This window comes from Taibaiella helva, from assembly GCF_003545695.1.
Lineage (GTDB): Bacteria > Bacteroidota > Bacteroidia > Chitinophagales > Chitinophagaceae > Taibaiella > Taibaiella helva.
The window spans coordinates 117,071-139,467 of the sequence record NZ_QUZZ01000002.1 but is presented as its reverse complement, the minus strand read 5'-3'; the positions used below and the strand labels follow the sequence as shown (position 1 = coordinate 139,467).

21 protein-coding genes are annotated in these 22,397 nt (G+C 52.0%); 12 read left to right on the top strand and 9 right to left on the bottom strand.

Annotated features, from left to right (window positions below; genetic code table 11):
- Positions 1-12 precede the first annotated feature (12 nt).
- Positions 13-1,242 carry an efflux RND transporter periplasmic adaptor subunit gene (locus tag DZC79_RS03320; protein ID WP_118950136.1) on the top strand — a complete coding sequence of 410 codons (1,230 nt, stop codon included), beginning with the start codon at positions 13-15 and terminating at the stop codon, positions 1,240-1,242.
- A gap of 275 nt (positions 1,243-1,517) precedes the next feature.
- Here the strand turns inward: DZC79_RS03320 and DZC79_RS03315 are convergent, their stop codons facing one another.
- From DZC79_RS03315 to DZC79_RS03300, 4 genes are all read right to left on the bottom strand, one after another.
- Positions 1,518-1,997: a carboxymuconolactone decarboxylase family protein gene (locus DZC79_RS03315; protein WP_118950135.1), complete on the bottom strand. Its 480-nt coding sequence runs from the start codon at positions 1,995-1,997 to the stop codon at positions 1,518-1,520.
- A gap of 131 nt (positions 1,998-2,128) precedes the next feature.
- A complete protein-coding gene (locus tag DZC79_RS03310; protein WP_118950134.1) occupies positions 2,129-3,172 on the bottom strand; it encodes a bifunctional transcriptional activator/DNA repair enzyme AdaA in 1,044 nt (347 codons plus the stop codon).
- 115 nt (positions 3,173-3,287) lie between these two features.
- Positions 3,288-3,773, bottom strand: a complete 486-nt coding sequence (locus DZC79_RS03305; protein WP_118950133.1) for a DUF6265 family protein — start codon at positions 3,771-3,773, stop codon at positions 3,288-3,290.
- A 78-nt stretch (positions 3,774-3,851) separates the two neighbouring features.
- The gene (locus DZC79_RS03300) at positions 3,852-4,667 is read right to left on the bottom strand and encodes an AraC family transcriptional regulator (protein ID WP_118950132.1); all 816 of its coding nucleotides are present in this window, start codon (positions 4,665-4,667) and stop codon (positions 3,852-3,854) included.
- A gap of 101 nt (positions 4,668-4,768) precedes the next feature.
- Here DZC79_RS03300 and DZC79_RS03295 point away from each other — a divergent pair, with 101 nt between their 5' ends.
- On the top strand, positions 4,769-5,509 hold the full coding sequence (locus tag DZC79_RS03295; protein ID WP_118950131.1) for a DUF6630 family protein: 741 nt from the start codon (positions 4,769-4,771) through the stop codon (positions 5,507-5,509).
- 60 nt (positions 5,510-5,569) lie between these two features.
- Here the strand turns inward: DZC79_RS03295 and DZC79_RS03290 are convergent, their stop codons facing one another.
- Positions 5,570-8,053, bottom strand: a complete 2,484-nt coding sequence (locus DZC79_RS03290; RefSeq protein ID WP_157976889.1) for a PKD domain-containing protein — start codon at positions 8,051-8,053, stop codon at positions 5,570-5,572.
- A gap of 309 nt (positions 8,054-8,362) precedes the next feature.
- Between DZC79_RS03290 and DZC79_RS03285 the strand changes: the two genes are divergently transcribed.
- The gene (locus DZC79_RS03285; protein WP_118950129.1) at positions 8,363-8,722 is read left to right on the top strand and encodes a DUF4180 domain-containing protein; all 360 of its coding nucleotides are present in this window, start codon (positions 8,363-8,365) and stop codon (positions 8,720-8,722) included.
- Positions 8,723-8,789: 67 nt separating this feature from the next.
- Here the strand turns inward: DZC79_RS03285 and DZC79_RS03280 are convergent, their stop codons facing one another.
- A complete protein-coding gene (locus DZC79_RS03280) occupies positions 8,790-9,005 on the bottom strand; it encodes a class I lanthipeptide (protein WP_118950128.1) in 216 nt (71 codons plus the stop codon).
- A gap of 207 nt (positions 9,006-9,212) precedes the next feature.
- Between DZC79_RS03280 and DZC79_RS03275 the strand changes: the two genes are divergently transcribed.
- The 4 genes from DZC79_RS03275 (at position 9,213) to DZC79_RS03260 (ending at position 12,795) form a co-directional block, all read left to right on the top strand.
- Entirely contained in the window at positions 9,213-9,497 is a 285-nt protein-coding gene (locus DZC79_RS03275; RefSeq protein ID WP_157976888.1) for a hypothetical protein, read from the top strand.
- A 115-nt stretch (positions 9,498-9,612) separates the two neighbouring features.
- Positions 9,613-9,987: a hypothetical protein gene (locus DZC79_RS03270; RefSeq protein ID WP_118950126.1), complete on the top strand. Its 375-nt coding sequence runs from the start codon at positions 9,613-9,615 to the stop codon at positions 9,985-9,987.
- 187 nt (positions 9,988-10,174) lie between these two features.
- Positions 10,175-12,046, top strand: coding sequence for a tetratricopeptide repeat-containing sensor histidine kinase (locus tag DZC79_RS03265; protein WP_157976887.1), 1,872 nt, complete (start codon positions 10,175-10,177; stop codon positions 12,044-12,046).
- Positions 12,047-12,057: 11 nt separating this feature from the next.
- Complete coding sequence (locus DZC79_RS03260; RefSeq protein ID WP_118950124.1) at positions 12,058-12,795, top strand: LytR/AlgR family response regulator transcription factor; 738 nt, start codon at positions 12,058-12,060, stop codon at positions 12,793-12,795.
- A gap of 133 nt (positions 12,796-12,928) precedes the next feature.
- Here the strand turns inward: DZC79_RS03260 and DZC79_RS03255 are convergent, their stop codons facing one another.
- A complete protein-coding gene (locus tag DZC79_RS03255) occupies positions 12,929-14,911 on the bottom strand; it encodes a T9SS type A sorting domain-containing protein (protein WP_118950123.1) in 1,983 nt (660 codons plus the stop codon).
- Positions 14,912-15,367: 456 nt separating this feature from the next.
- A complete protein-coding gene (locus tag DZC79_RS03250) occupies positions 15,368-15,676 on the bottom strand; it encodes a hypothetical protein (RefSeq protein WP_157976886.1) in 309 nt (102 codons plus the stop codon).
- 331 nt (positions 15,677-16,007) lie between these two features.
- Here DZC79_RS03250 and DZC79_RS03245 point away from each other — a divergent pair, with 331 nt between their 5' ends.
- From DZC79_RS03245 to DZC79_RS03225, 5 genes are all read left to right on the top strand, one after another.
- Positions 16,008-17,441 carry a serine hydrolase domain-containing protein gene (locus DZC79_RS03245; protein ID WP_118950121.1) on the top strand — a complete coding sequence of 478 codons (1,434 nt, stop codon included), beginning with the start codon at positions 16,008-16,010 and terminating at the stop codon, positions 17,439-17,441.
- Between the two features lie 133 nt (positions 17,442-17,574).
- Entirely contained in the window at positions 17,575-19,113 is a 1,539-nt protein-coding gene (locus tag DZC79_RS03240) for an MFS transporter (RefSeq protein WP_118950120.1), read from the top strand.
- 386 nt (positions 19,114-19,499) lie between these two features.
- Positions 19,500-20,390: a helix-turn-helix domain-containing protein gene (locus DZC79_RS03235; protein ID WP_118950119.1), complete on the top strand. Its 891-nt coding sequence runs from the start codon at positions 19,500-19,502 to the stop codon at positions 20,388-20,390.
- Between the two features lie 153 nt (positions 20,391-20,543).
- Positions 20,544-20,783, top strand: coding sequence for a class I lanthipeptide (locus DZC79_RS03230; RefSeq protein ID WP_118950118.1), 240 nt, complete (start codon positions 20,544-20,546; stop codon positions 20,781-20,783).
- A gap of 241 nt (positions 20,784-21,024) precedes the next feature.
- The gene (locus DZC79_RS03225) at positions 21,025-21,636 is read left to right on the top strand and encodes a Crp/Fnr family transcriptional regulator (protein ID WP_118950117.1); all 612 of its coding nucleotides are present in this window, start codon (positions 21,025-21,027) and stop codon (positions 21,634-21,636) included.
- A gap of 23 nt (positions 21,637-21,659) precedes the next feature.
- On the opposite strand, the gene DZC79_RS03220 is transcribed toward DZC79_RS03225, so the two are convergent.
- Positions 21,660-22,247 (bottom strand): hypothetical protein, encoded by a 588-nt coding sequence (locus tag DZC79_RS03220; protein WP_118950116.1) that lies wholly within the window; start codon positions 22,245-22,247, stop codon positions 21,660-21,662.
- Positions 22,248-22,397: the final 150 nt, after the last annotated feature.

Sequence of the window (22,397 nt, the reverse complement as noted above, 5' to 3'; positions counted from 1 at the left end):
AAAGAAAGAAACATGAAAGTCCTTCCAATAGTTTTAGTGTCTATCGCTCTGTTTTTTTTCAATTCCTGCGGCAGCAAGCCGGAGACTCCCGTTTCCGGGAAAGCCGCCGCTGAAGCGCCCGAAGCAGAAGAAGAAAGCACGATTGTCTCCGTATCCGAAGAGCAGGTCCGGACGGTCAGGATAGAGACGGCGCCCCTTGAATATAAGAACCTGGGCTCTTCCATCAAAGTAACCGGCCGGCTCGAGGTACCCGCCCAGAACAAGGCTGCTGTGACCTCCTTATACGGCGGTATCCTGAAGACTTTGCTGGTGCTGCCCGGCAGCGAAGTACGCAAGGGCCAGGCGATCGGTACGATCGTAAATACCGAGCTCGCAGGACTACAGCAGAACCTGATATCGGTCAATGCCCAGCTGAAGCTGGCCGAGCTGGAATACACCCGCCAGAGTGAGCTGGTGGCGGGCAATGCAGCGCCATTGAAAAATCTGCAGCGTGCGCAGGCCGAGCGTAACAGCCTGAAAGCACAGCAGGCCGCACTGAAAAAGCAGCTGGCCGACCTGGGTATCGGCACCGCATCGCTCAACAGCGGCTCGATCTCTTCCGTCCTTACCCTTACCGCCCCCATTGGCGGCACCATCAGCACCGTGAACGCAGAGATCGGCGCCCGCGTGGATATGGCCACGCCGGTGGCGACCATCGTGAACAACGCGCAGCTGCACCTCGACCTGTATGTTTATGAAAAGGATCTTTCGCTGGTACAGAAGGGGCAGACCATCCATTTTACACTGACCAATGCACCGGGCAAAGAATACGACGCCCGTATCTTCTCTATCGGTACCGCTTTCGCCGACCAGTCGAAGGCCGTACCTGTTCATGCCGAAGTGTCGGGCGACAAGAACGGCCTGATCGAAGGTATGAATGTTACAGCGGTGATCAGCATCGGCAACACCACAGCGCCGGCCGTACCTTCGGAGGCGATCGTGTCCAATGCCGGGAAGGATTATATCTTCATCCGTACCGATAAGAAAGAGGCTCGCGATCATGCGGAAGAAGCAGGTAAAGAAGACCACGACAATCACGATGCCTTTCGCTTTGAACGGATACAGGTGGTTAAAGGGGTAAGCGATCTGGGCTATACCGAAATACAGCCGGTGGCCGATCTGCCACGCGATGCCCGGGTCGTGGTCAAGGGCGCCTTCTTCGTTATGGCAAAAATGACCAATACCGGCGGGCACGAGCATTAATCCCCGCTATTCCCTGGCGGATATACTAATGAGGCTGTCTCAAAAGCAGTAATTTTGGTCACATTGAGCGAAGTCGAAATATAACCAAAATTACTGCTCAAGCCTGTTTTACATTTCGACTTCGCTCAATGTGACAGGCTTGAGACCTTTTGAGACAGCCCTATTCTTATCATCGCTGAACTTATTTAAGAACAGTTATGATAATGTGGTGCTCCGACAGGCTTGGCGATCCCGGCCGGATAAAGCTGATTAGGTATTTCTTATACGGATCGCCACTAAATATCGTTTTTTGCCGCAGCAAACTGCCCTACCTGGTAGCTGCCGCCCTGAACACGGAAAGCGATGTTGATCCTGTTGTAACAGTTGATCGTATTTACCGCAATCGTCAGGTCGACCAGCTCTTCTTCGGAGAACTGCGTCCGGGCCTGCTTGTAGATATTTTCAGGCACCTCGCCGTTGGTAATCCTGGTCACTGCTTCGGCCCAGGCCAGCGCCGCCTGCTCCCGCTCACTGTATAAAGGGGCTTCCCGCCAGGCATTCAGCAGGTACAGCCTTTGCTCGCTTTCACCTATAGCCCTGAGGTCTTTGGCATGCATATCAAGGCAATAGGCGCAGCCATTGATCTGCGACACCCTGAAGTAGACCAGGTCGAGCAAAGCCTGCTCCAGCGGCGATTTTGCAAGGTATGCACTCAACCCGAAGAGCGCTTTTATCGCACCTTGTCCCTTTTCCACGAAATTGATCCTTTGTTCCATTTTATTTTGTTTTAAAAGGTTAACTGTTTGTATTTATCTTATAACAAACCAGCTTTCCCCGATTGGACAAAAAAGAATAGATTTTTTTTCCGGCGATTATAGCGCCGGTTATTCCAAAAGTGTTTAAGAGACTAAACTGCGGAATGGCTGCGCTCATGCTCGAGTAGCCACTGTTTGCGGTGCAGGCCGCCACCATAGCCGGTAAGGCTGCCATCGCTGCCCAGCACGCGGTGGCAGGGCACCAGGATGCTGATGCGGTTCATCCCGTTGGCATGGGCTACCGCCCTGATGCTGCTGGTAATGCCCAGCACTTCGGCCTGCCGCTTATAAGATGAGGTATGGGCATAGGGCACTTCGCATAAGGCTTTCCATACCTTTTGCTGGAACGCAGTACCCGGCATATGCAGGGATACGGTAAATACTTTGCGGCTGCCTTCAAAATATTCTTTAAGCTCTGCACGCAGCAGATCGATGTGCGGACTGTTACCGGGCACGATTACGGCATTCAGCAGGCGGCTGATGTCTTTGAGCTCGGTTTCCAGCATCTTACGGTCGGCAAATTCCAGCAGACAGATCCCTTCTTTAGCCGCGCAGGCGATCATCGGTCCCAGGGGCGTTTCCAGGCGGCCCAGCTGGACAACGCCGGCATTCCTGCTGTTTTTAGGGGAGACACCGAAAATGGATTTGAAGGAATGGTTGAAGCCGCTCAGCGATTCAAAGCCGGCATCGAATGCAGCGCCGGTCACCTGGCCTCCTTCCTGTAGCTTATGAAAAGCAGTATTGATGCGATACATACGCTGGTAAGCCTGGAAAGTGATGCCATGGTGCCTGAGGAACCAGCGCCGGATAAAGCTGGGCTCTACGCCCATATGCAATAAGTCTCCGTCTTTAAGCTTATGAGAAGGATTGGTCTGCACGGCCTGCAGCACCGCCGCAATATTCCCCGGGACCTCCCCTACCTGCTCCATGGGCCGGCATACCTTGCAGGGCCGGTATCCCCTCGCCAGCGCTTCCTTTATCGTTTTAAAAAATTCCACATTCTCCCGCTTCGGCTTCCGCGCCGTGCAGGTTGGCCTGCAAAAGATCCCGGTTGTCTTCACTGCCGTTACAAAGCTGCCTTCATACGCCGTATCCTTAGCCAATATCGCTTCATACATCATATCATCGGTAAGCATAGCTGATCATTTTGATGCAAAGATACCCCGGGGTTACACGTCCTGCTACCGAAAACTGAACAGGTATTTTTTTAACGGGAGCAATTCTGTCAGCCCGTAAAAAAAGTGCCCGAAATTATTCAGCCATTAGCTTTTTCATAGGAAAAGTCACCTTGCGCGTCTCACCCTTCGCTATGCCGGATACTTCGGCGATAAGCGCATCCTTTCCATTCCTGCGGTAGGTGATCACCTGTGGAAAGTCATGTTCCGGATTCTCAAAGACCATTTCCGTTGCGCTTAAGCGGGTTGCCCGGAAACGTACCGGCTGTCCGCCGTTCTGATCCTTTACTTGTGGTATATAGAACCAATCGTCGCCTTCCCGGCGAAGCCGTATGCTTTCAAATACCATCGTATCTTTCCCCTTTAGCGCAAAGCTTTTCCCGGACAAAGTGCTGTCGCCGTCCTGCAGCCATTGTTCATATACCTTACCGCGGGTGGTCTGCTGTTCCCAGGTACCGATGAGCCAGGAGATGTTTCCGGGTAGACGGCTGCGGTCGGGAAGCCAGCTGCTGCAGGAGAGGATGAGAGCGGTGGCGGCGATGAAGGATAGTTGTTTGCTCATATCATTTTGTTTTGCTGATTGCGGAACAAAGCTATGCCGCGGAGGCAAGAGGAAATTGTACAATTGCGACAGCAGCACCTAGCCGGCGCTGTAAAACAGCCGGGACAGCTCCAGCTGCGCACCATAGAACTGTTTCGGCGTATAGCCCGTAAACTCGCGGAAATCCCTGATAAAATGCGCCTGGTCATAATAATCCTTATCATAAGCCAGCGCAGTAAGGTTATCAAACTGCCCTCTCAGCAAGGGTTTCAGCACCGCCTGCAGGCGAATGATCTTCGATAGCTGCTTGGGGCTTAAACCTACAACGGAAGCAAAACGGCGTTCCAGCTGACGCCGGCTGATGGCCAGTGTTTCGGCAAGCTTCCCTATGGGCATGCGGCCATTAACACCGGTCATGAGCTCCGCGGTGGCGCGGGCGATCTCGTCAACCACCTTTTGGTCCAGCACGCGGCACAGCAGGAAAGCTTCTACATGCCCAATCTTCTGCGCAACCGTTCCGGCTTCCACTACAGCGCTGGACAGCAACGCGCCCTCCTGCGCATACAAGTCTTCCAGGGAAACGGCCCTGTCCTCCAGCGCCGTTACAGGCAAGGTGCAGAAAGGCATGAAGCCACCGGGATAGAACCGCGCTGCAAAGATACCGGTACGACCGGTCGGGGCTATGGACAAGGGCACAGTGAACTGGCCGAAGACAAAGCAACGCGGCTGGATAATGCTATTATTCCCGTCCAGATACTGCCGGTACAAGTCGCCATCGTGAAAGATCATTTCCATGCAGCCGTCGGGCACGATGACCTGGCGCTGCAGCGGCCCGGCGCTCTCATCTTCGAGGGTCCAGTAACACTTGACAAAACCGGCCAGCGCTTCCGAAGGCATATAGGTCTGATAATTCATTGACAGGTAGCTATAAAGGCAAGTTAAATGATTTTACGCCATGTCCCAACAGCTGCTGCAGGCTTTTATTTAATCTAATTTAGCGTTTCATCTTTCTCCTTATGCGCCATCGCCTTTATTATATCCTGCTCCTGGTCTTCATTGCCGGCATTGTGCTTACCGGCCTGATCCTTCATGCCGACGGCCGTTACTGGATATGGAGCCTCGCCGGCCTCGTCCTTTACATCTGGTGCAAAGATGTGTTTACCGGACAGCCCTGGTTCGGAAGAATGCCTTCTCCTCTACAGCGAAACCCGGGGATAAGCGAAGAGGCATATCAGCTGCAGGTCCTGGACTATCCTGCTGCACCGGGCGATGAACAGGCCGGCTACCGGACGCTGGCACAGCTTTGTGTCGCAGCGGAAAAACAGGCGGACCTGCTGGCTTTCTTCGGACAGCTGAAAGATTTTTCCCGGGATGAAGATTACGGCACAACCCTCAACTATGTTATGGAGTACCTGGACGAGCACAGTATTCATTTTATCATGACATTGGACTGGAGAGCTGCAGTCGAAGACCTGGAATGGCGTGTCGGCTCCGCGCTGAAGGACAACTTCGATCAAACGCTTTCCCTGCCCCGCCCTGAAGATTATCCTCCCCGCGCCTCTGTTTCCCATAGCTCCGTGTTCAGCGACTACGACCGCCCCCTGAGAGCGGCAGGCTTCCAGATAGGATTGATCAATACAGGATCGGATGAATATGTGGTGCTGGTCCACAGGACCACAGACAAGGAAGCAGTAGCGAAAGCCGTGGGCCAGATCGGCTATCCTTATATGGAAATTACTGAGCATCGTTCTGCTTAAAACCCAAAGAGGTATCTGCTCAACAACAGATACCTCTTCGTTTCTTATGAATTAAAGCTTTTAACGCAGCAGGGTTACATTACCGCTGTATTGCTCGGTGCGGCCATTGGCCAGCACTACATTGATCTGGTAGATATACACGCCGCTGGGCTGCTCTTTGTCGTTAAAGCGGCCATCCCAGCCGCGGCCGTTGCGGTTTGACGTTTCAAATACCACTTGTCCCCATCGGTTAAAGACCTTCATGGTAAAGCCACCGACGTTCTTGCTCAGCAACTGCCTGGGGAAGAAGTAGTCGTTATTGCCGTCGTTGTTGGGCGTAAAGGAATTGGGCACATCAATATAGCAATCCTTATCTATCACCACTACATCGGTAGCGTTACAATCATAAGGTGTGGTCACCGTAAGGCTATAGGAGCCGTGGTGCGCAATACGCAGTACACGCGCGGTATCGCCTGTGCTCCAGCGGTAATGCTCGCCGGGAGCTACAGGTTCAAGGTTGGTGAGGTAGAAAGGCGCTGCATCGAGACAGATCGTGGTGTCGGGGCCGAGGTTGACCACGGGCAAGGGATGTACATTCACCGAATCGCCCGCTGTAAGCTCTTCGCATACCCGGTACCGGGCTTTCAGGGTATAATGATAAGTGCCGGGCAGCGCATAGGCATGTCCTGCAGGATTGATGTCGGATGCCGGGCTGTTGTCGCCGAAATCCCAGTCCAGGCCGGTATTGCCGGAACCGGTATAGTGCGCGGTCACCTGAATGGATTGGCCGGTACAGATGTCATAATAGTCGGGTACCAGCTCCAGGTGTGGTGTGCTATCGACGACAATGGTGCGATAAGCCGTGTCGTAGCAGGGCAAGGTATCCTTTGCCACCATTCTTACCTGGTAAGTGCCGGCAACCGTGTACTGGTGCGTGGGATTCATCAGCGTGGAAGTTCCGCCATCGCCGAAATCCCAGGAATAGCTTGCCGGCTGCAGGGTTACGGTAGAGCTGTTGCTGAAGTTGACCACTCCATCCTGGCATATGGTATCGCGGCTGGCGGTAAACACTGCCTGGAGCGGATGACGGGTGTCGACTACTTTAATCGCGCTGTCCTTGCAGAGATAGTTGCTGGCAATCAGCTTCACCTGGTAGCTGCCCTGGCTGGGATAAAAATGACGGGGAGCCGTTATGGTGTCTGTAGCGCCATCGCCAAAATCCCAATAGCTGCGCGTGCTGCGTACCGAAGTATTGACGAAGGCAACGCTGTCGCCGTTACAGCCCCTGTCGATGACGTAAGTATAATCGGGCAATATCGACTCGTCTTTTACCTTTATCCGCACCGAATCGGTAAAAGTACATCCGCCCTGTGCCGGCCCGGTAGTTACGGTGATCCGGAATGTGGTATCCGCCACGGGGTTGATTACAGGATGAACCGTAGTGCCACCCGAAGAAATAATGCCCGCCGGCGTCCAGCTGATCGTATAATCGACCCAGGGACTGGTCCCCGTAAGGCTTCCAGCTATCGTGCCTGTATACTTGCCGCAACCATAAAGGGTATCGTCAGGACCCGCATCGACAACGGCCGGCGGCACCATCCAGAAGGTATCAATAGCATTCCCACCCGATCCGCAGGCAGGTGTGGATGAGTAGAGCACAAGAGTGGTAAAGCCATCGGGTACTATCGAGAATTCAGGACCGGTGCCCGTGATGGTGGCGCTGCCGTTGAGCACCAGGTGAGAATAGGGCTCGCCGCCGCTGGCCCTTACCTTAACGGTATCACCGGCCTTGCAGGAGTACAGCGTATCGGCGGCAATAGGCGCACCGGTAAAGGGACAGCCGCCGAAATCGATCGCGGAAGGAATATTACCCAGCGAAGTAAGGTTGACCGTAGCGGAGGTCGGGTCGACGGTACCGGCGTAAACAGGATTGCTGCCTACCAGCAATTGGTTGCCGGATAACGAAAAGCAGATAGCCGAACCGGGCCCGCCCAGCACCGTCCATTCATACAATAACGTTCCGGAAGGGCTGTACTTTCTCAGGAAGGCGGAGCCACCCAGGTCGAGCACATAGAAATTACCTTCGCAATCGGCAGCAATGTCAAACACATTCACCGCAGAAGGTATCGTCGTGATCATCGTCGCATTACCGGTACCATCATAACGGTAGATCTGGTTGCCGGTCTTACCATAGATAAAGCCGCCGCCACCGCCAATATCGACGGAACCGGAAGTATGGCCGGTATTCACCCATGCGGTACCGTCATAATAATAATAGTTGACGCCAACGACAGCATAAAAAGTGGGAGAAGGCCCGGTCGCAGAATTGAGGTTGGGGCTTACGGCCAGCGAAATACCACCCGGAGGCGGAAAGGTGTTGGGAACAGGATTGGTAGCAGATATCGGCAGATAGGTATTCAGGTTATAGATGGCGCCATTATAGATAAAGTAAACCATACTGTCGCAAACCGGGAACTGGGCAAAGCTGTTCTTCTGAACAGCCGCGACCAGCGCAAAGCAAAATATCGTTCGCCATAGATAATGCAGAATGTACTTTTTTTTCATGATCCTTATCGCTTTCTTTAAGATGATTATACCCCAGGCAGGCTCCTGAAGGAACCGGGATGCCCTTAATGCTGTCAACAGGAAACAATTCCGGGAAGCCGGATAACATGGATTGCCCGGGTAAGTAGACAAGACCACAAAATAATAGGTTTGGTTTGGAAATCCAAGCGATTTATTCTAACACGGGAACAGACCGTTGTTATAGCAAGAAAGCTCCTCTAAGGATCTTATTTTTGCAAACAGGTCTGCCAGGCGCCTTCCCGCAATACCGGGAGCAGCGATGGTGTCCCGGATAAATGGAAAGCAGCGATGGATATATTCTTTCATGATCATAAAGGCTCGAGGATAGCCGAGCTGAATGCCGATAGTATTTTAATCGGTAACGAGGACGATGCGCTGCAGCTCTTCATCGATCTCAGCTACCAGGACGCCGCCGGGATTATCGTGCACGAGCAGCTCCTGGCTCCCGCCTTCTTCAACCTTAGCTCGGGCCTGGCCGGCGCAATACTGCAAAAGTGCTCGAACTATAACATCAGGTTAGCTATTGTCGGCCGCTTTGATCAGTATCCCGGGCAAAGCCTGAAGGACTTTATTGTTGAAAGCAATAAAGGCAGGCAGGTCAATTTCCTTCCTTCGGTAGCAGAAGCCCTCGAAAAGCTTTCCGTTTAGGATCTTCAGCGGCAAAAAGCCGCCTACCCTGCTGGTAAGCGGCTGTTCCTTTTCCTTTTTACCGGGATCAGACACAGAAGATCACGGTACAGGCAATACCCAGGGAGTGGGTAGTGCAGCCGTATTGATTGGTATTGCCCTCGCAGAGCGTTTTGTCTTTTGTCAGCTGGCAGGCGCTATCGGTTTCGCCCCCGGCAGCACGTTGCAGCTGCCGGGGGTTAAGCGTGGTGATCCTCTTCTTGGACAGGGACAATTTCCGTTGCTGAAGCTGTTGCTTTTTCATAAAAATGGATGTTTGGGTGAAATGTAAAAATACCCGGCCGTGCTGCACTTTTGATGCAGTAGCCTCAACTTTTAAGATTCCCTTCACCAGCTAAGCCGATAGGCAACCGCGGTCCTTGACGCAAGTCCGGCGAATATAGATTTACGCCGGAACAGGTCCGAAAGAGTATTAATATTGACGTTCGCGGCTCAAGGGCCGGGCGATCAGATGAAAAGAAACGATAAAAGCTGGATCATTCACCTGGTCCTCCGGCTCATTGCCATACCGGCATTGTTTGTCATCATTTACTGGCTGGTGCTTGACGGCCGGGGCGATCCCATGGGATTAGGACTGGTATACGCGATACTCATCCAGGGAGCTGCAGGCATCCTCCTTTTAGGGATAGAGGCCATCGTGCTTTATCGTAAAAAGGTATGGTCTAAGTTTTATTGCAATATCGGGATGCTTCTCATCGCATTATTTTTCATACTTAACCTGCTCACAGGAAAATGAAAGGTCCGTTTCCTGCAAATATGGACACAGGTTCCGTAAATATCGAAATGGCCGGCCCCGGATACGAAAAGCATCCTAATATTGGCAGGCGAACTGTAAAATTCAATTGACCATCATGTCCCGGATCAAATCTATCTTCACGCTAGCCATTCTTGCTGCGTTATTCTTTTTGGCATCCTGCAACGGGTCTTCAGGCGCCTCCGATACGCAGAATTATTTTGCCACCACACAGATCCAAACGCCCCGGTTCAGCAATGATATCATCAACAAGCACCTGGCCGAATTTGCCCTCTATTACAATGAGCTGGCAGCGGCGGCAGAAGTGAAAAACAAAGAGGCCATGCCCGAGCTCAGCAGGTTGTTCTCCGACTGGATCGTAAAGGCCATGTCGCTGAGGGAAACTCTTTCAACCGGTGAACAAGGGGCTTTCGACACCTACATGGATCGGGCCAACCAGGTCTGGAATGAGCAGAAGAGCCTGCTGCTGTAGTTGGCCCCCCTGTGCCAAAGACGATAGCGTCCTTCCGTCATCTTCTTCAGGAATACGCTGTTGCCGGGGGCTACAGCCATTGAGATCATTTCTTTTAAGCAGCATGGAAAAATCCGCTGTCCGTTCCGAAAGAATTACTTTTACCAGCACAAACCAGGATTTCCCAGGCATGGCAGGCTTTTATAAATTGGCATTGATCTTTTGGACGGGTATCGTATTCTGCTCCTGCGGCAGGCCGGAGCCCGAAACCGCTGCCGGCAGCGATAGCCGGCTCGATACTGCGACGCAACATTATATTCCGGCCCTGATCGGCTATGATACCCTGAACGGCAAGCAGAAAAGGGCGCTGATACAGCAATTGCTGGCGACAGAAAAAGGAACACAACATAGCCCCTACTATTATTATGTGAAAGGGTTGCAGCTGGATCTCGCCCACAATACAGACAGCGCGCTTTATTATTACGGGCTGATGAAAGCGGACACTGCTACCCCCGACCTTTACGCGCTGCAGCAGTACGCTATCTTCAATAACAATATTATGGAGGAAAACATTGTTTCCTCCGATAAGGTAAGCGCCCTGCTTCGTGTCACCCGGAAAGCGGAAGAAGGAAAGAGCACCTTCGTCTATCTTCTCTACGACCTGCTGGCCAAAACGTATTACCGTAATGCAAATACCGACAAGGCTATCATCTACACGGATCTTTACTTTAAGCATAACCCCTTACAGAACAGCCCGGTCATACAACAGCGGTATCACGACATCTCCTTTATGCTGGCCGCTCAGAAAAACAAGGCATGGGCCATGGAAGAGCACCTGGAAAGGGCGCAGGAACTGGCGATACAGCTGGGCGACAGCCTGGCCCTGGCACGCACCTACGACTATGAATCGCAGCTGTACTCGCTTAAAAAGCAGCCTGGCCGCGCACTGGAAAGCAGTCGTAAGTTCTTCAATTACCTGAAGCAGCATAACCTTTTAAGAAAATATGCCTTCAACAACATGGCCACCACTTTTATACGGAACCGCCAGCCAGACTCGGCCATTTATTATTACGGGCTGGCAATACAATGGGCACGGCAGCATCCCGGTTCCGACCTGTTCTCCGAATTCCAGGGACTCGCAGAGGTGTACCGCTTCAAGCAGGATTACAAAAACGCAGCCATCGCGCTGGACTCGGCTATCAATATCTTCGGTCGCAATACAGCTGCCATTGAAGCCGAAAAGATAGAAGAGCTGCACACGCGCTACCAGACCGAAAAGAAGGATCAGGCCATCGCTTCGCTACAAACAACCAACCGGCTGAACCGGAAGCTCATCACGCAGCAACGGTGGATATTCCTGGCGGCATCCCTGCTGCTGGGCACGCTGGCGCTGATCGTATACAATACCTACCGCAGAAAGCTGCTGATCGCTAAAAACGAAAAACTCTCTGCAGAGAACAGGAAGCTGCTGCTGGAACAAAAAGCGCTGCAGCTGCAGCTGGACCCGCATTTCATCTACAACGCCGTTGCCAATATGCAGGGCCTTATCAGCAGCGATAAGAAGAAAGAAGCCAATGCTTACCTCGTCACCTTTTCCAGCCTGATGCGCAATATGCTGGAGCTGAACCGGCAGGACCTTATATCGGTCGGAGAGGAGATCGGTGCGCTGGAAAATTATATAAGGCTGCAGCAAATGCGCTTTGAACATGCCTTCGCTTACCGTATCGATACTAACGGCCTGGATACCGAAGCGCTGATGATCCCGCCTATGCTGGTGCAGCCCTTTGTAGAGAATGCTATCGAGCATGGCTTTAAGAACATCGCGTACCAGGGCATGCTGGACATCACCTTTACCGCCGAAGCGGGACAGCTGCACATCTGCGTAAGTGACAACGGTGCAGGTCCCGATACGGATCAGCCACGCGCCAAGAAATCCCTGTCCGGGTCCATCATCGGGGAAAGGCTGGATGTGCTGTTCAACCAGAAAGAGAAAATAGCTTATTTTAACACGCAATCCCATACCGCGGCGAACGGGAAGGGCTACCGGGTGGACCTGTACATTCCCCTGATCACCGCATAAACTGATTCGTAATGACTGTATACCTGCTGGAAGACGAAACGAACATCCTTAATCATATCCTGTCGCTGATAAGCGATATCCCCTACCTGCAGCTGGCCGGCTACAGCGATTCTGTAGCCAAAGCCCGGGAAGAAATACCTCTGCTGAAGCCGGAGCTGATCCTGGCCGATATACAGCTTAAGGACGGTAACAGCTTTGAGCTCTTCAAAAATACCGATGTCGCCGCGCATATTATTTTTATCACGGCCTATAACCAGTATGCCATCGACGCCCTCAATATAGGCGCCTTTGCCTACCTGCTGAAGCCGGTGGATACCGCGCTGTTTACCGAAACGATACACCGCTGCTATATTAAAGCCGAAGAATATAAGTTCGGCCAGCAGCAGCTGGCGCTGACTGCAGCTTACTACGCCGGTAAAGCGCCGCTGCAGCGGCTGGCCCTGAAAAGCATGAGCTATACGCAGATCGTCAACGTGGAAGATATCCTTTACTGCCACAGCGACAAAGGCTATACCACCTTTTACCTGAAGAACGAAAAGCCGGTAATGGTATGCAAAGTGATCAAGGAATATGAAGCCTTGCTACCTAAAGATGTCTTTCTCAGGTGCCATCAATCCTACCTGGTGAATACCCATCACATCAAAAAATATTTCAAGGCCGGCTATATCGAAATGCTCAACGGCGCAGAGATCCCTATCTCGGAAAGAAAGAAAAGCTATGTGCAGGAGTTTATCGAAAGAATATTCTGAAAACACTTTTCGTCACCGGTATACCCATCAGCATTACCGTCTTATCCTTCAGATCGCCGGTTCATACAGATACAAAAGATCCCCGGCCGATAGCCGGGGATCGTGGAACTGCCTTCCGTTTTTTATACCGTTTTTATTGCTTCAGGAACTTCAGCATCTGCTGTGTACCACCGGCAGGCACAATGCGGATAAAGTAGATGCCTCCGGACAGCTTGCCGGTCGCAACGCAACCCTGTCCTTCAAAGCTTCCTGAAGCAGCAACCGCGCCTGTAGCGGTAGTGATGGTATAGCTGTATTGCTTACTGAAAGCGCCTTGCAGGTACAACATGTCCGTCACCGGGTTGGGATAGATACGTATCGCATCGCCCTGGCCATCCAGAGACATAAACCCGTTCATAGGCTCTGCTTCCGATACGGCCGAAAGATCCTTGCAGGTAAGATAGCTGGATTCCGTCCGTACGCCGGGATCATTCTTGTAGATGTCGAACTTAAAGTTATTGATCGCAAATTTAAAGGCGACCGGTGATAGGCTCACTGTAGTGGACAAGGATACCTGCTGGTAAGGATCGCACTCTGCTTTATCGGTAACAAAGCGGAAGCCTGAAAGCGTGGTATGGAAGCGCGGAAATAATGCAGGCACAGTATCAAGCCGGGCGCCTGTTACGGCAGCATCATCGTACTCCGTATGCCGGTTAAGTATGCCGATATCCGGTACCGAGGCAATAGGCATACTTCCCTTCTCAAAAGGCCGGAAATAATCGATGGTACCGCCCGGTCCGTAGTCGCTGTACTGCGCACTGTAAATCTTTTCCAGGTTGAAATTGCTCAGCAAGGTGCCGGCATTGCTTACTTTGATGGTATAAGGGTGAACGTAGTCGCCGGCCATCGATTTATCGTCCCCTACCCTGTAGCCCATGATCACGAGCTCGTCGGGATTGTTCTGGCTCTGGTACATGCTGAATGCCGGCAAGGGTGGCGTGCTGCTGGTATAATAAAGCTTCTGGTAGCCGATAGCACCTGAACCAGGCTTCATCTGCATCAGGGTAAAGGCCTTTTTAGGATGATAGTAACCCAGCATATAAAGGTAGCCATCGCTGCCCAGCAGGCTCCTGACATTCTTTTCCCGCTCATCGAATGCGTTGACGTAAGAGAAGACCGTAGGGCTTACCACCGAGGTACCGCCGCCGTTATAATGCATCAGGGCATAATAGGCATGCCGGACATATTGGGGATCGATGCTGCCGGAGAACAGCGGCGGGCCGCCTTTATGACCAAGCAGCATCAGCCCGTAGCCGGGTATTTCTTCCACATCGGTAGTGATGTCGAAAGTGTTGGGCTCGTCATCATTGGTATTGGTGCCATGAAACACCTTCAGGTATTTCGTTTTGATGGGTGAGCGGGCCGCCGGGTTCCTGTCGAAGGCGAAGCGCCATACAAAGCTCCGTTTGGCCGTTCCGTACTCGCCCACCGAAGGCTTGTCGCTCATAAAGCCTGTCACCACGAAATCCCCGTTCTGCGTGGAATCCGGATCGGCCTTTACCTGCAGGATATCGAGGCCATAGTAGTTCGGTATCCTGAAAGAAGTGCATAAGGTGCCAAAGCCGATCTCGCCGGGCCCGGGGAAGAAGCTGCAGGGTATGCTATCGGCAGAAAGATTGAAATCCTGGATCACATTGCCCAGGGGATCCACCTCCATCAGCCACAGGTCATCCCTGTTGGTTTCCAGGTTGGCCTGGTAGCCGGTAAGCACATAGCTGTCGTACTGGGCATTGTAGCTCATCGCAAAGCAGCGCCTGGCCTGCCCGGCCACACTGCTCTTGTACACCTTGCTCCAGATCAGCGTTCCGTCGTGGCGCACAGCCGTAAGCTTTACAGACAGCTTGTTCTCCGTTACGTTACTCGCCATGAGATAGTCCAGCGTGCGGCGTGCACCTATAGGCGTGCCGTAATAGCGGGTAACGATCGTATTGCTGCTGTTGTTAGCCGTCCGGGACAGCGGCAGGCGCGACGGATAAGCATTGGTAAAGGATAAGTCCTGGGCCGAAGCGGGGACCATCCCGGCAAAAGCAAGAAACATACCGACCGGTATGTTAAGAAGATTGAATTTGATTTTCATAGCTTTTTTGTTTGGTTGAAAAAATGGTGTTCGTGCAGGTATGCTCCACGGCACATAGTGGTTATATGGCAAGCATTCACCGGGCTCCCGGAGGAGACCGTAACAACGGCTTAAAAACAGGCAGGCAGTTCCACAGGTAAGCAGAGAAGTGTACAGGGCGGCGGTGTAAACGGATACGATCGTGATCCGCTACCATAAGACCATAACGATATTTTTATTCTGGTTTTACGGAACGACAGGTGCAACACGGCATAAGAACAGGGCAGGTATAAGCCTGCAAGACAGGCTCAACAGTAAGACAGGCGGGGATATTTTCCCGGCAGCTAGAACAGGGTGAACAGGTACATTTTTTTCATCATTATCTGGTGTTTGGTAATGCTAAATTAAACAGGTACACTGCAGCTTTTATACAGCAGACCTGTAGCAGAAAGAGTATGAGATCTAAAATGAAAATGATCAATACACTTCCCTGTTGGTTTTATATTTGCGCAGGCGCCTTTCGGCGCGCTGCAGCCTGGCATGGATAGCATTCTTCTCCTTTGCGCTGAAGTAATGATCCTCCTCCGCCTTTTCTATCGCAGTACCGATTTCCTCCTGTTCCCGTAGTAACTTATAATATTCGGTCTCTGTGATCTTTTTCTTTTGCCGGGCCTGTTTTATCGCGGCCGAAAGCGACTGCTGCCGCTGCTTAAAATTCTGGGCGCCGGCCATCACCGGTAAAGCGACCGCTATTAAGGCTCCCCATAAGAATAGTTTGACCCGCATAAGCATGCATTAGGTTGAATCGCATTCGGAATAATTGCAAAGCTAATTTCCGATAAATCGCAGGAACGGCAATAGGCAAAAACCGCCATTTTCCGGCTCCATAAAAACCCTGAGATCGCGCTATAGTGTCAAGCGATGATTAAATTTTTGCCTCCTACGACAGTTTTCGTAAAAAAAGTTTTGGAAATACGAAAATTGTCGTACGTTTGCTACGAATTAATTCGTACGTATTATAGTGCACTGACATTTAACGAAATCTACAGTTCCCGATAGCAGCAGGTTTTACCGATTCTAATAATCATACCAAATAAAAAGATAAAATAAATAACCTATGAAAAAGATACTTTTTGCATTTATGGCCATGGTCCTGACCTTCATCTGCCGCGCCCAGGAGAATACCCGGGAGGAGCAGCTGGACCATATTTTCGCTATGCTTCACAAGCAGAACCAGTTTAACGGCGCCGTACTGATCGCGGAAAAAGGAAAAGTCATTTTTGAAAAAGGTTATGGCTATAGTAATGAGGACAACAGGCGACACAACAATGAGCAGACGATCTTCGAGCTGGCTTCCTGCTCCAAGCAATTTACCGCGGCGGCCATTGTATTGCTGAAACGCCAGGGTAAGCTGCGCTATGAAGACAAAGTATCCCGCTACCTGCCCGAGCTGGGCTTCTGGGACCAGGTTACCATTTCCGACCTGCTGCGGCATACCAGCGGCCTGCCCAATGATTATATTTCCCAGCTGGGTAGAGACTGGGACAGAACCAGGATCGCCGGCAATAATGATGTTATCCGGTATTATGAAGGCCGCAAAGACTCGCTGCGCTTTGCTCCCGGCAGCCGGCACGAATACAACAACAATAACTACGTGTTGCTGGCCAGCATTATAGAACGCGTATCGGGCATGAGCTATGGCGATTTCCTTGCCCGCAACATCTTCAGGCCCCTGGATATGAAGCGTACCTTTGTCTATAACCGGCGGGAGCATCCCCGGAACATACCCAATTATGCTACAGGATATATATGGAACAAGAATACGCTCAGCAAAACCACATCTGAAGCCAGCCGCTTTCACGACAGCACCGCCTATTTCCTGGACGGTATTGTAGGCGCCGCCAAAGTGAATTCCTCTGTAGAAGATATATACAAGTGGATGGTTGCGCTGAAGCAGAATAAACTCTTTACGCAGGCCGAATTTGATGAAATGACGGCCGTTAGCCAAACTGCCGGCGGCGAAAATGTTCCTTACGGCTTCGGGCTGAACCTGTCCAAAGGAGACGGAAAATTTTCCTTCGGGCACACAGGGAACTGGGACGGCTATGTCTCCTTCATTTCCCAGAATATGATCAAAGACAGGACGATCATCATCCTGCAAAACCTGCACACAGGCCTGTTTCCCTTCAACAATATCAACCAGGTGCTCGACGGCAAGCCTCTTGAGCCCCGGTACCGGGAGAAGATCTCGCTGCCTGAGGAAAGCATCAAAAAGTACACCGGCGTGTATACTGACGGGCAGAACGAAAACGAAGCGCACCTGATCACTTATCATGACGGACATCTCTTCTACAACGCCAGCAACGGGGAATATGATATGCGTTTCTTCCCCGTAGCGGCAAATGAGTTCCAGGCACTCCGGTCCAACGGCGCCGATGGCCTGATGCGCTTTACCGCCATTGCGGGAGGCGCCCTTCAGCTGGAAATGCTGCAGGACGGCGAACGGGTAGGAAGCGGTATCCGGAAAAAGGATAATGATGGCAAGCTATAGTTGCTTAACCTTTAGAGAACAATGAAGGGCTGTCTCCTATGTTTGTGCAAACAAGCGCAGGAGACAGCTTCTTTTCCTTACTGTACTTTGATCCGGAATAGCGCCGTAACTTTAAGCATCTAAACCAAAACCGATGACCGTTGCGCTTAAAAGCCGGGAAGGTGCCTGGATCATGACAGCAGCCATTATGGCCTCTGCCATGGCCTTTATCGATGGCACTGCGCTCAATGTGGTGTTACCCTCCCTGCAGACCGGTCTTCGTGCCTCCGGCGCCGATATTTTCTGGATCCTGAATGCTTACCTGCTCATGCTGGCATCCCTCATCCTGGTGGGTGGCGCTTTGGGCGATAAGCTGGGACGGAAGAAAGTGTTCATGTATGGCATTGCGCTGTTCGTGGCCGGCTCGGCTTTGTGCGGCTTTGCCGGCAGCGTGTTCCAGCTGATCCTGTTCCGGCTGCTGCAGGGACTTGGCGGCGCTTTCATGATCCCCGGCAGCTTGTCGCTCATCTCTTCGTCCATTCATGAAAAGGAAAGGGGAAAGGCCATCGGCACCTGGTCTTCGGTCACAACGGCCGTCACTCTCGGCGGTCCCATACTGGGCGGTGCTTTGGGCGATGCCGGGCTCTGGCGCTATATTTTCTTCATCAATATACCCATAGGCCTTGCAGCGCTCTTCATCCTGTGGAAGGAAGTGAAGGAGATCAGGGCGGAGGATAAAGACCGCTCGATCGATATTGCCGGAGCACTTACCGTCGCCTCCGGCATGGCCCTGCTCACGTTCGGCTTCCTGCGCATGCCGGCCCTGGGCTTCAGCCATCCGCAGGTATACCTGGCCTTTGCCGCAGGCCTTACCCTGTTTGTCCTGTTTATCCTTATTGAAAAAAGGAGCAGGCACCCTATGATACCGCTCCGGCTGTTTGTCAACCCGGTCTTCAGCGGTGTCAACCTGCTTACGTTCTTCCTGTATGCCGGGCTGGGCGCGGGTATGCTTTTTCTCGGCCTGAACCTGGTGCAGGTGCAGGGCTACAGCCAGCTGCAGTCGGGGCTTACTTTCCTGCCCTTTACGATACTCATGATCCTGCTGGCCCGCTTTACCGGCGGCCTCGCCGACAAATACGGCCCACGCCTTTTCCTCATCGCCGGCCCTGGCCTGGCTGGTCTCGGCTTGTTGCTGCTTTCTTTCGTGCAGCAGACCGGTGGCGCCAGGGATTACTGGACCAGCTTTTTCCCCGGTATCCTGACATTGGGCCTGGGCATGTCGCTTACCGTGGCGCCCCTTACCGCTACGGTAATGGGATCGGTTAGCGATGCTTATTCCGGTACGGCTTCCGGCGTGAACAATGCCTTAACGCGGGTCTCCAACGTGTTTGCCAATGCTATTTTCGGGGCCATGGCGGTGCTCCTCTTCAGCAGCACCCTGGCGCAGCTGGTATCCGGCGATACTTTTACCGCTACAGAACAACGAACGATACAGGCCCAGGCGGTCAACCTCGGCGATGCGCATGCTCCTTCCACCTTGTCTCCCGAGCGACAGGCTGTCGTGCGGCAGTATTACCACCAGTCCTTTATCCGGGCTTATGCCCGCATCCTGCAAGTGTCGGCCCTGGCCTGCTTTGCAGGCGTATTGTGTGTACTGCTATTGATCAGGAGAATGCCGGTAAAAAAAGAATAGTAACCCAGCCTTTCTATAGAAGTATGTAAACGGATTGCGTCTTAAGATAAAAACAGCCAATCGTTGACCCCGAACGCAATTGTCACGCCGGACCCTGATCCGGGATCTGCGTCTCAAGGAGACTGCGGGTCGGGCCGCAATGACAGTCCTTTTCAGACGGTTGAAAACACTGATCACTGATGATAATGTTAGCCGATACCAGTGACCGGATACCAGGGAATAAATGTAGTAAAAATTCAATTTTGGCCTTTATACTACCGCTGGTTGCCCGATACAACCAGGAGTAGCGGCCTTACAACTAAGAGGAGCGTGTTTTTTGCTGATTGCCGTGACAATGGAAAATACCTTTGCAGTGTCGAAAATATAAAACAAAAAGACATTATAATATGGAAGCTAAGATCATGGGCAACAAAATTGCCGGAGCACGCAAAGAGAAAAACATGTCCCAGGCGCAGCTTGCCGAGCAGCTGTTTATCAGCCCTCAGGCGGTAGGCAAATGGGAACGGGGCGAATCCATCCCGGACATCCTTACCTTTAGCCGGCTCGCAGAAATCCTGGGGGTAGACCTTAATTATTTCTCGGAAAATTTCCCTTCGGCCGTCGCAGAAAAAACTTTTGCTGCAGACCAGCAAACGGCCGCTTTAACCCCTGCAAAGCAGGAGAAAAAGCTGAGCTGGGATATGTCGCGCGGCAACTGGGTGGATGCCGACTTCTCGGGCCTGAAGAACCTGCATGAAAAGTTCAGCTCTTCCAACATGCAGCGCTGCCGGTTTATAGGTTCTGTTTTATCGGGCCTGCTCCTGAAAAGAAATAATGTCGACAGCTGCGACTTCTCCGGCTCCGACTTCAGCAACAGCCATATCCAGGCTTCCCATTTGTCGGGCAATATATTTACAGACTGTTCCTGGAAAGAAGTCACCTTTCTGGAAAGCTATGCCAGCGGCTGCGATTTCTCCGGGGCCGATTTTACCGGGGCCAAGATCAGGTCGGGCGGCATAGAGAAATGCAATATGCTGCATGCTATTTTGAACCATACCTCCTTTAATGCTGTACAGCTGGCCGATATCATCTTCGAAGGTACTCTGGAAGATTGCGCTTTCGAGAATTGTGCCTTTACGCGCGTGACCTTCCGGAACGCAACGTTGATCAATACTTTCTTTAAATGCAGAAGCCTGAAACGGATCCGGTTTATAGATTCCCAGGTGGACCGGATGACCTATGCCTTCCTGAAAAACGGTAATGCCAACCTGGAGGGCATTACCTTGCTCAGCACCTAGACCCGGACCGGGCGCGTTGCCCATGCATCGCGCAGCAAACCGATCAGTGAAAAGAAACCGGCATATCCCGGCTAAACATTATCGGGTAGAAATCATAAATTGCAGCATCAGGACCATGCCGGTTCTGTTACCTTAATCCAACCAAATCATAAGATGAAAAAAATCAAAACCCATGCAGCCAAACTGCAGCTGAACAAAAAGACGATCACCAACCTGACCCGCAACGAAAAAGAGAGGATACAAGGCGGCGCCATACCGACCTGGTCCGTAGATCCGCTGGGCGGCTGCTTCTCCGTTTCTGAATGCGCTTCCCGGTGGTGCGATGATGAGCCCATGCCGCCGATCGGCAATACCGGCTGTATTGATTGCACCGTTTGCCCCCGCACCTTCTAGGACACAAGTGGTCCCGGATACAAAAGCTTCAACAAAAACAAATGGCCTGTCCCTTCATGTGACAGGCCATTTTCAACCTTTTATCGAGCGAAAACTTAAGCCATCCTGCGATTCCTTTCTTAAATTCACGTACATTTTTAACTTAAGTAAACATTTCGCAGATCGGGGATCCCTAAATTAGCCCGTTCTTCTCCAGAAAAGTGGAGGCTGCATAAGATGTTGACCGATAAAATGTCCCCGCATGGATAATAAAAATGAAATCTTAACGCAATACCTGCGGAACTTTGCCCCCTTAACAGATAAAGACATTGCCGAAAGCCTGGCGTACTGGAAGCCACGAAAGATTGCCAAAGGCGATTTCTTCAATATGCAAAGCATGGTCTGCACCGACCTTGGCCTCGTCGTAAAGGGCATCTTCCGGATCTATTACAGCGACCCTGAGACTCAGGCGGAGAAAAATCTCTTCTTCTTTTCAGAAAACCAGTTCGTGGTTTCCTTCAGGAGCTTCATCTCGCAAAACCCCTGCTGGTATTACATTGAGGCCATGGAAGATTCGGAGATCATCCAGATCTCCTACCGGGATCTTAATGGCCTGTATGAGCGGAATCCGAATTGGGGAAAGTTCGGCAGGCTGCTGGCAGAAACTTTCTTTGCTTATGCACAATCAAGGACCGAAGAGTTTGTCTTCTTCTCTCATGAGAAAAGATTTCTCAGGCTCCTGGAGGAACATCCCAATATCATAGAACGCATCCCCGCCTATCATATCTCCTCTTTCCTGGGCATCACCAATCCCTCCCTCAGCCGGATCAGGAAACGGTTGAAGAATAACCAGACTGATGATCATGCAAGCTGAACCGACAACCGCCCCTGCCCTGCTTACATTGCAGGAGCGGCTTTGATGGTCTTAGACAACCGGATCGCCGTGAGCAGGAAATAAAAGGCGCCGAAAGCAGCATAGCCGGCCAGGGTTGTGATGCCCTGGTTGGGCGTGTGGGCCATTGCAATAAAGGCTCCTCCGGCCAGCATCGACTGACCGCCGCTGATGATCATCGGCCACTGGCCGCCCATCTGCCTGCGCCTGCGCAAGCCCAGTATCAGCTGGATAAGCCCCGTTATTACCGCCCAGGCGCCAAAGACGATAAGGGCTTGCGGGATACCGCTTTGCAGGGCCAGCGCTACACCTATCGTCGTGGCGATGCTGATTGCCAGATTAACGTACTGCGGCATCTTATCCGCGGCAGGCAGGTTGGCCCGGATATCCAGGTAAGTGGCTACGGCGTCCCATGCCGGGTAGACGATGAACAGCGCCGTTGCAATCGTCGTATTGTTTTTGGCCAAAGCGACGACCAGGATCACCCAGGCAATGGAAAACCCTGCACGAAAAAAATATAGCTTTTGTAATGACCTGGCTCTTTCGGCAGCCTCGCCGGAAGCACTGAAGGCAGATGGATGTGTGGATGTCATGATAGATTGTTTTTACATTTCCGGAACAAAGGTCCGCACTCCTGCGATCCCGTTTTTTCACTTAAGTTAAAATACTTCGTTTTGACAAAGCAGACGATCACCGCCTAGTGTGATCCACAATTATCAGGCGCGCCGGCAGGGTGATACTTT

Bases quoted from the DNA above. Each gene is read 5' to 3' on its own strand.
- DZC79_RS03245 (WP_118950121.1), top strand. From the start codon at position 16,008: ATGAAAAAGATACTTTTTGCATTTATGGCCATGGTCCTGACCTTCATC.
- DZC79_RS03315 (WP_118950135.1), bottom strand. From the start codon at position 1,997: ATGGAACAAAGGATCAATTTCGTGGAAAAGGGACAAGGTGCGATAAAA.
- DZC79_RS03295 (WP_118950131.1), top strand. From the start codon at position 4,769: ATGCGCCATCGCCTTTATTATATCCTGCTCCTGGTCTTCATTGCCGGC.
- DZC79_RS03285 (WP_118950129.1), top strand. From the start codon at position 8,363: ATGGATATATTCTTTCATGATCATAAAGGCTCGAGGATAGCCGAGCTG.
- DZC79_RS03240 (WP_118950120.1), top strand. From the start codon at position 17,575: ATGACCGTTGCGCTTAAAAGCCGGGAAGGTGCCTGGATCATGACAGCA.
- DZC79_RS03305 (WP_118950133.1), bottom strand. From the start codon at position 3,773: ATGAGCAAACAACTATCCTTCATCGCCGCCACCGCTCTCATCCTCTCC.
- DZC79_RS03270 (WP_118950126.1), top strand. From the start codon at position 9,613: ATGTCCCGGATCAAATCTATCTTCACGCTAGCCATTCTTGCTGCGTTA.
- DZC79_RS03280 (WP_118950128.1), bottom strand. From the start codon at position 9,005: ATGAAAAAGCAACAGCTTCAGCAACGGAAATTGTCCCTGTCCAAGAAG.
- DZC79_RS03225 (WP_118950117.1), top strand. From the start codon at position 21,025: ATGGATAATAAAAATGAAATCTTAACGCAATACCTGCGGAACTTTGCC.
- DZC79_RS03320 (WP_118950136.1), top strand. From the start codon at position 13: ATGAAAGTCCTTCCAATAGTTTTAGTGTCTATCGCTCTGTTTTTTTTC.
- DZC79_RS03250 (WP_157976886.1), bottom strand. From the start codon at position 15,676: ATGCGGGTCAAACTATTCTTATGGGGAGCCTTAATAGCGGTCGCTTTA.
- DZC79_RS03220 (WP_118950116.1), bottom strand. From the start codon at position 22,247: ATGACATCCACACATCCATCTGCCTTCAGTGCTTCCGGCGAGGCTGCC.
- DZC79_RS03230 (WP_118950118.1), top strand. From the start codon at position 20,544: ATGAAAAAAATCAAAACCCATGCAGCCAAACTGCAGCTGAACAAAAAG.
- DZC79_RS03275 (WP_157976888.1), top strand. From the start codon at position 9,213: ATGAAAAGAAACGATAAAAGCTGGATCATTCACCTGGTCCTCCGGCTC.
- DZC79_RS03235 (WP_118950119.1), top strand. From the start codon at position 19,500: ATGGAAGCTAAGATCATGGGCAACAAAATTGCCGGAGCACGCAAAGAG.
- DZC79_RS03300 (WP_118950132.1), bottom strand. From the start codon at position 4,667: ATGAATTATCAGACCTATATGCCTTCGGAAGCGCTGGCCGGTTTTGTC.
- DZC79_RS03290 (WP_157976889.1), bottom strand. From the start codon at position 8,053: ATGAAAAAAAAGTACATTCTGCATTATCTATGGCGAACGATATTTTGC.
- DZC79_RS03260 (WP_118950124.1), top strand. From the start codon at position 12,058: ATGACTGTATACCTGCTGGAAGACGAAACGAACATCCTTAATCATATC.
- DZC79_RS03255 (WP_118950123.1), bottom strand. From the start codon at position 14,911: ATGAAAATCAAATTCAATCTTCTTAACATACCGGTCGGTATGTTTCTT.
- DZC79_RS03310 (WP_118950134.1), bottom strand. From the start codon at position 3,172: ATGCTTACCGATGATATGATGTATGAAGCGATATTGGCTAAGGATACG.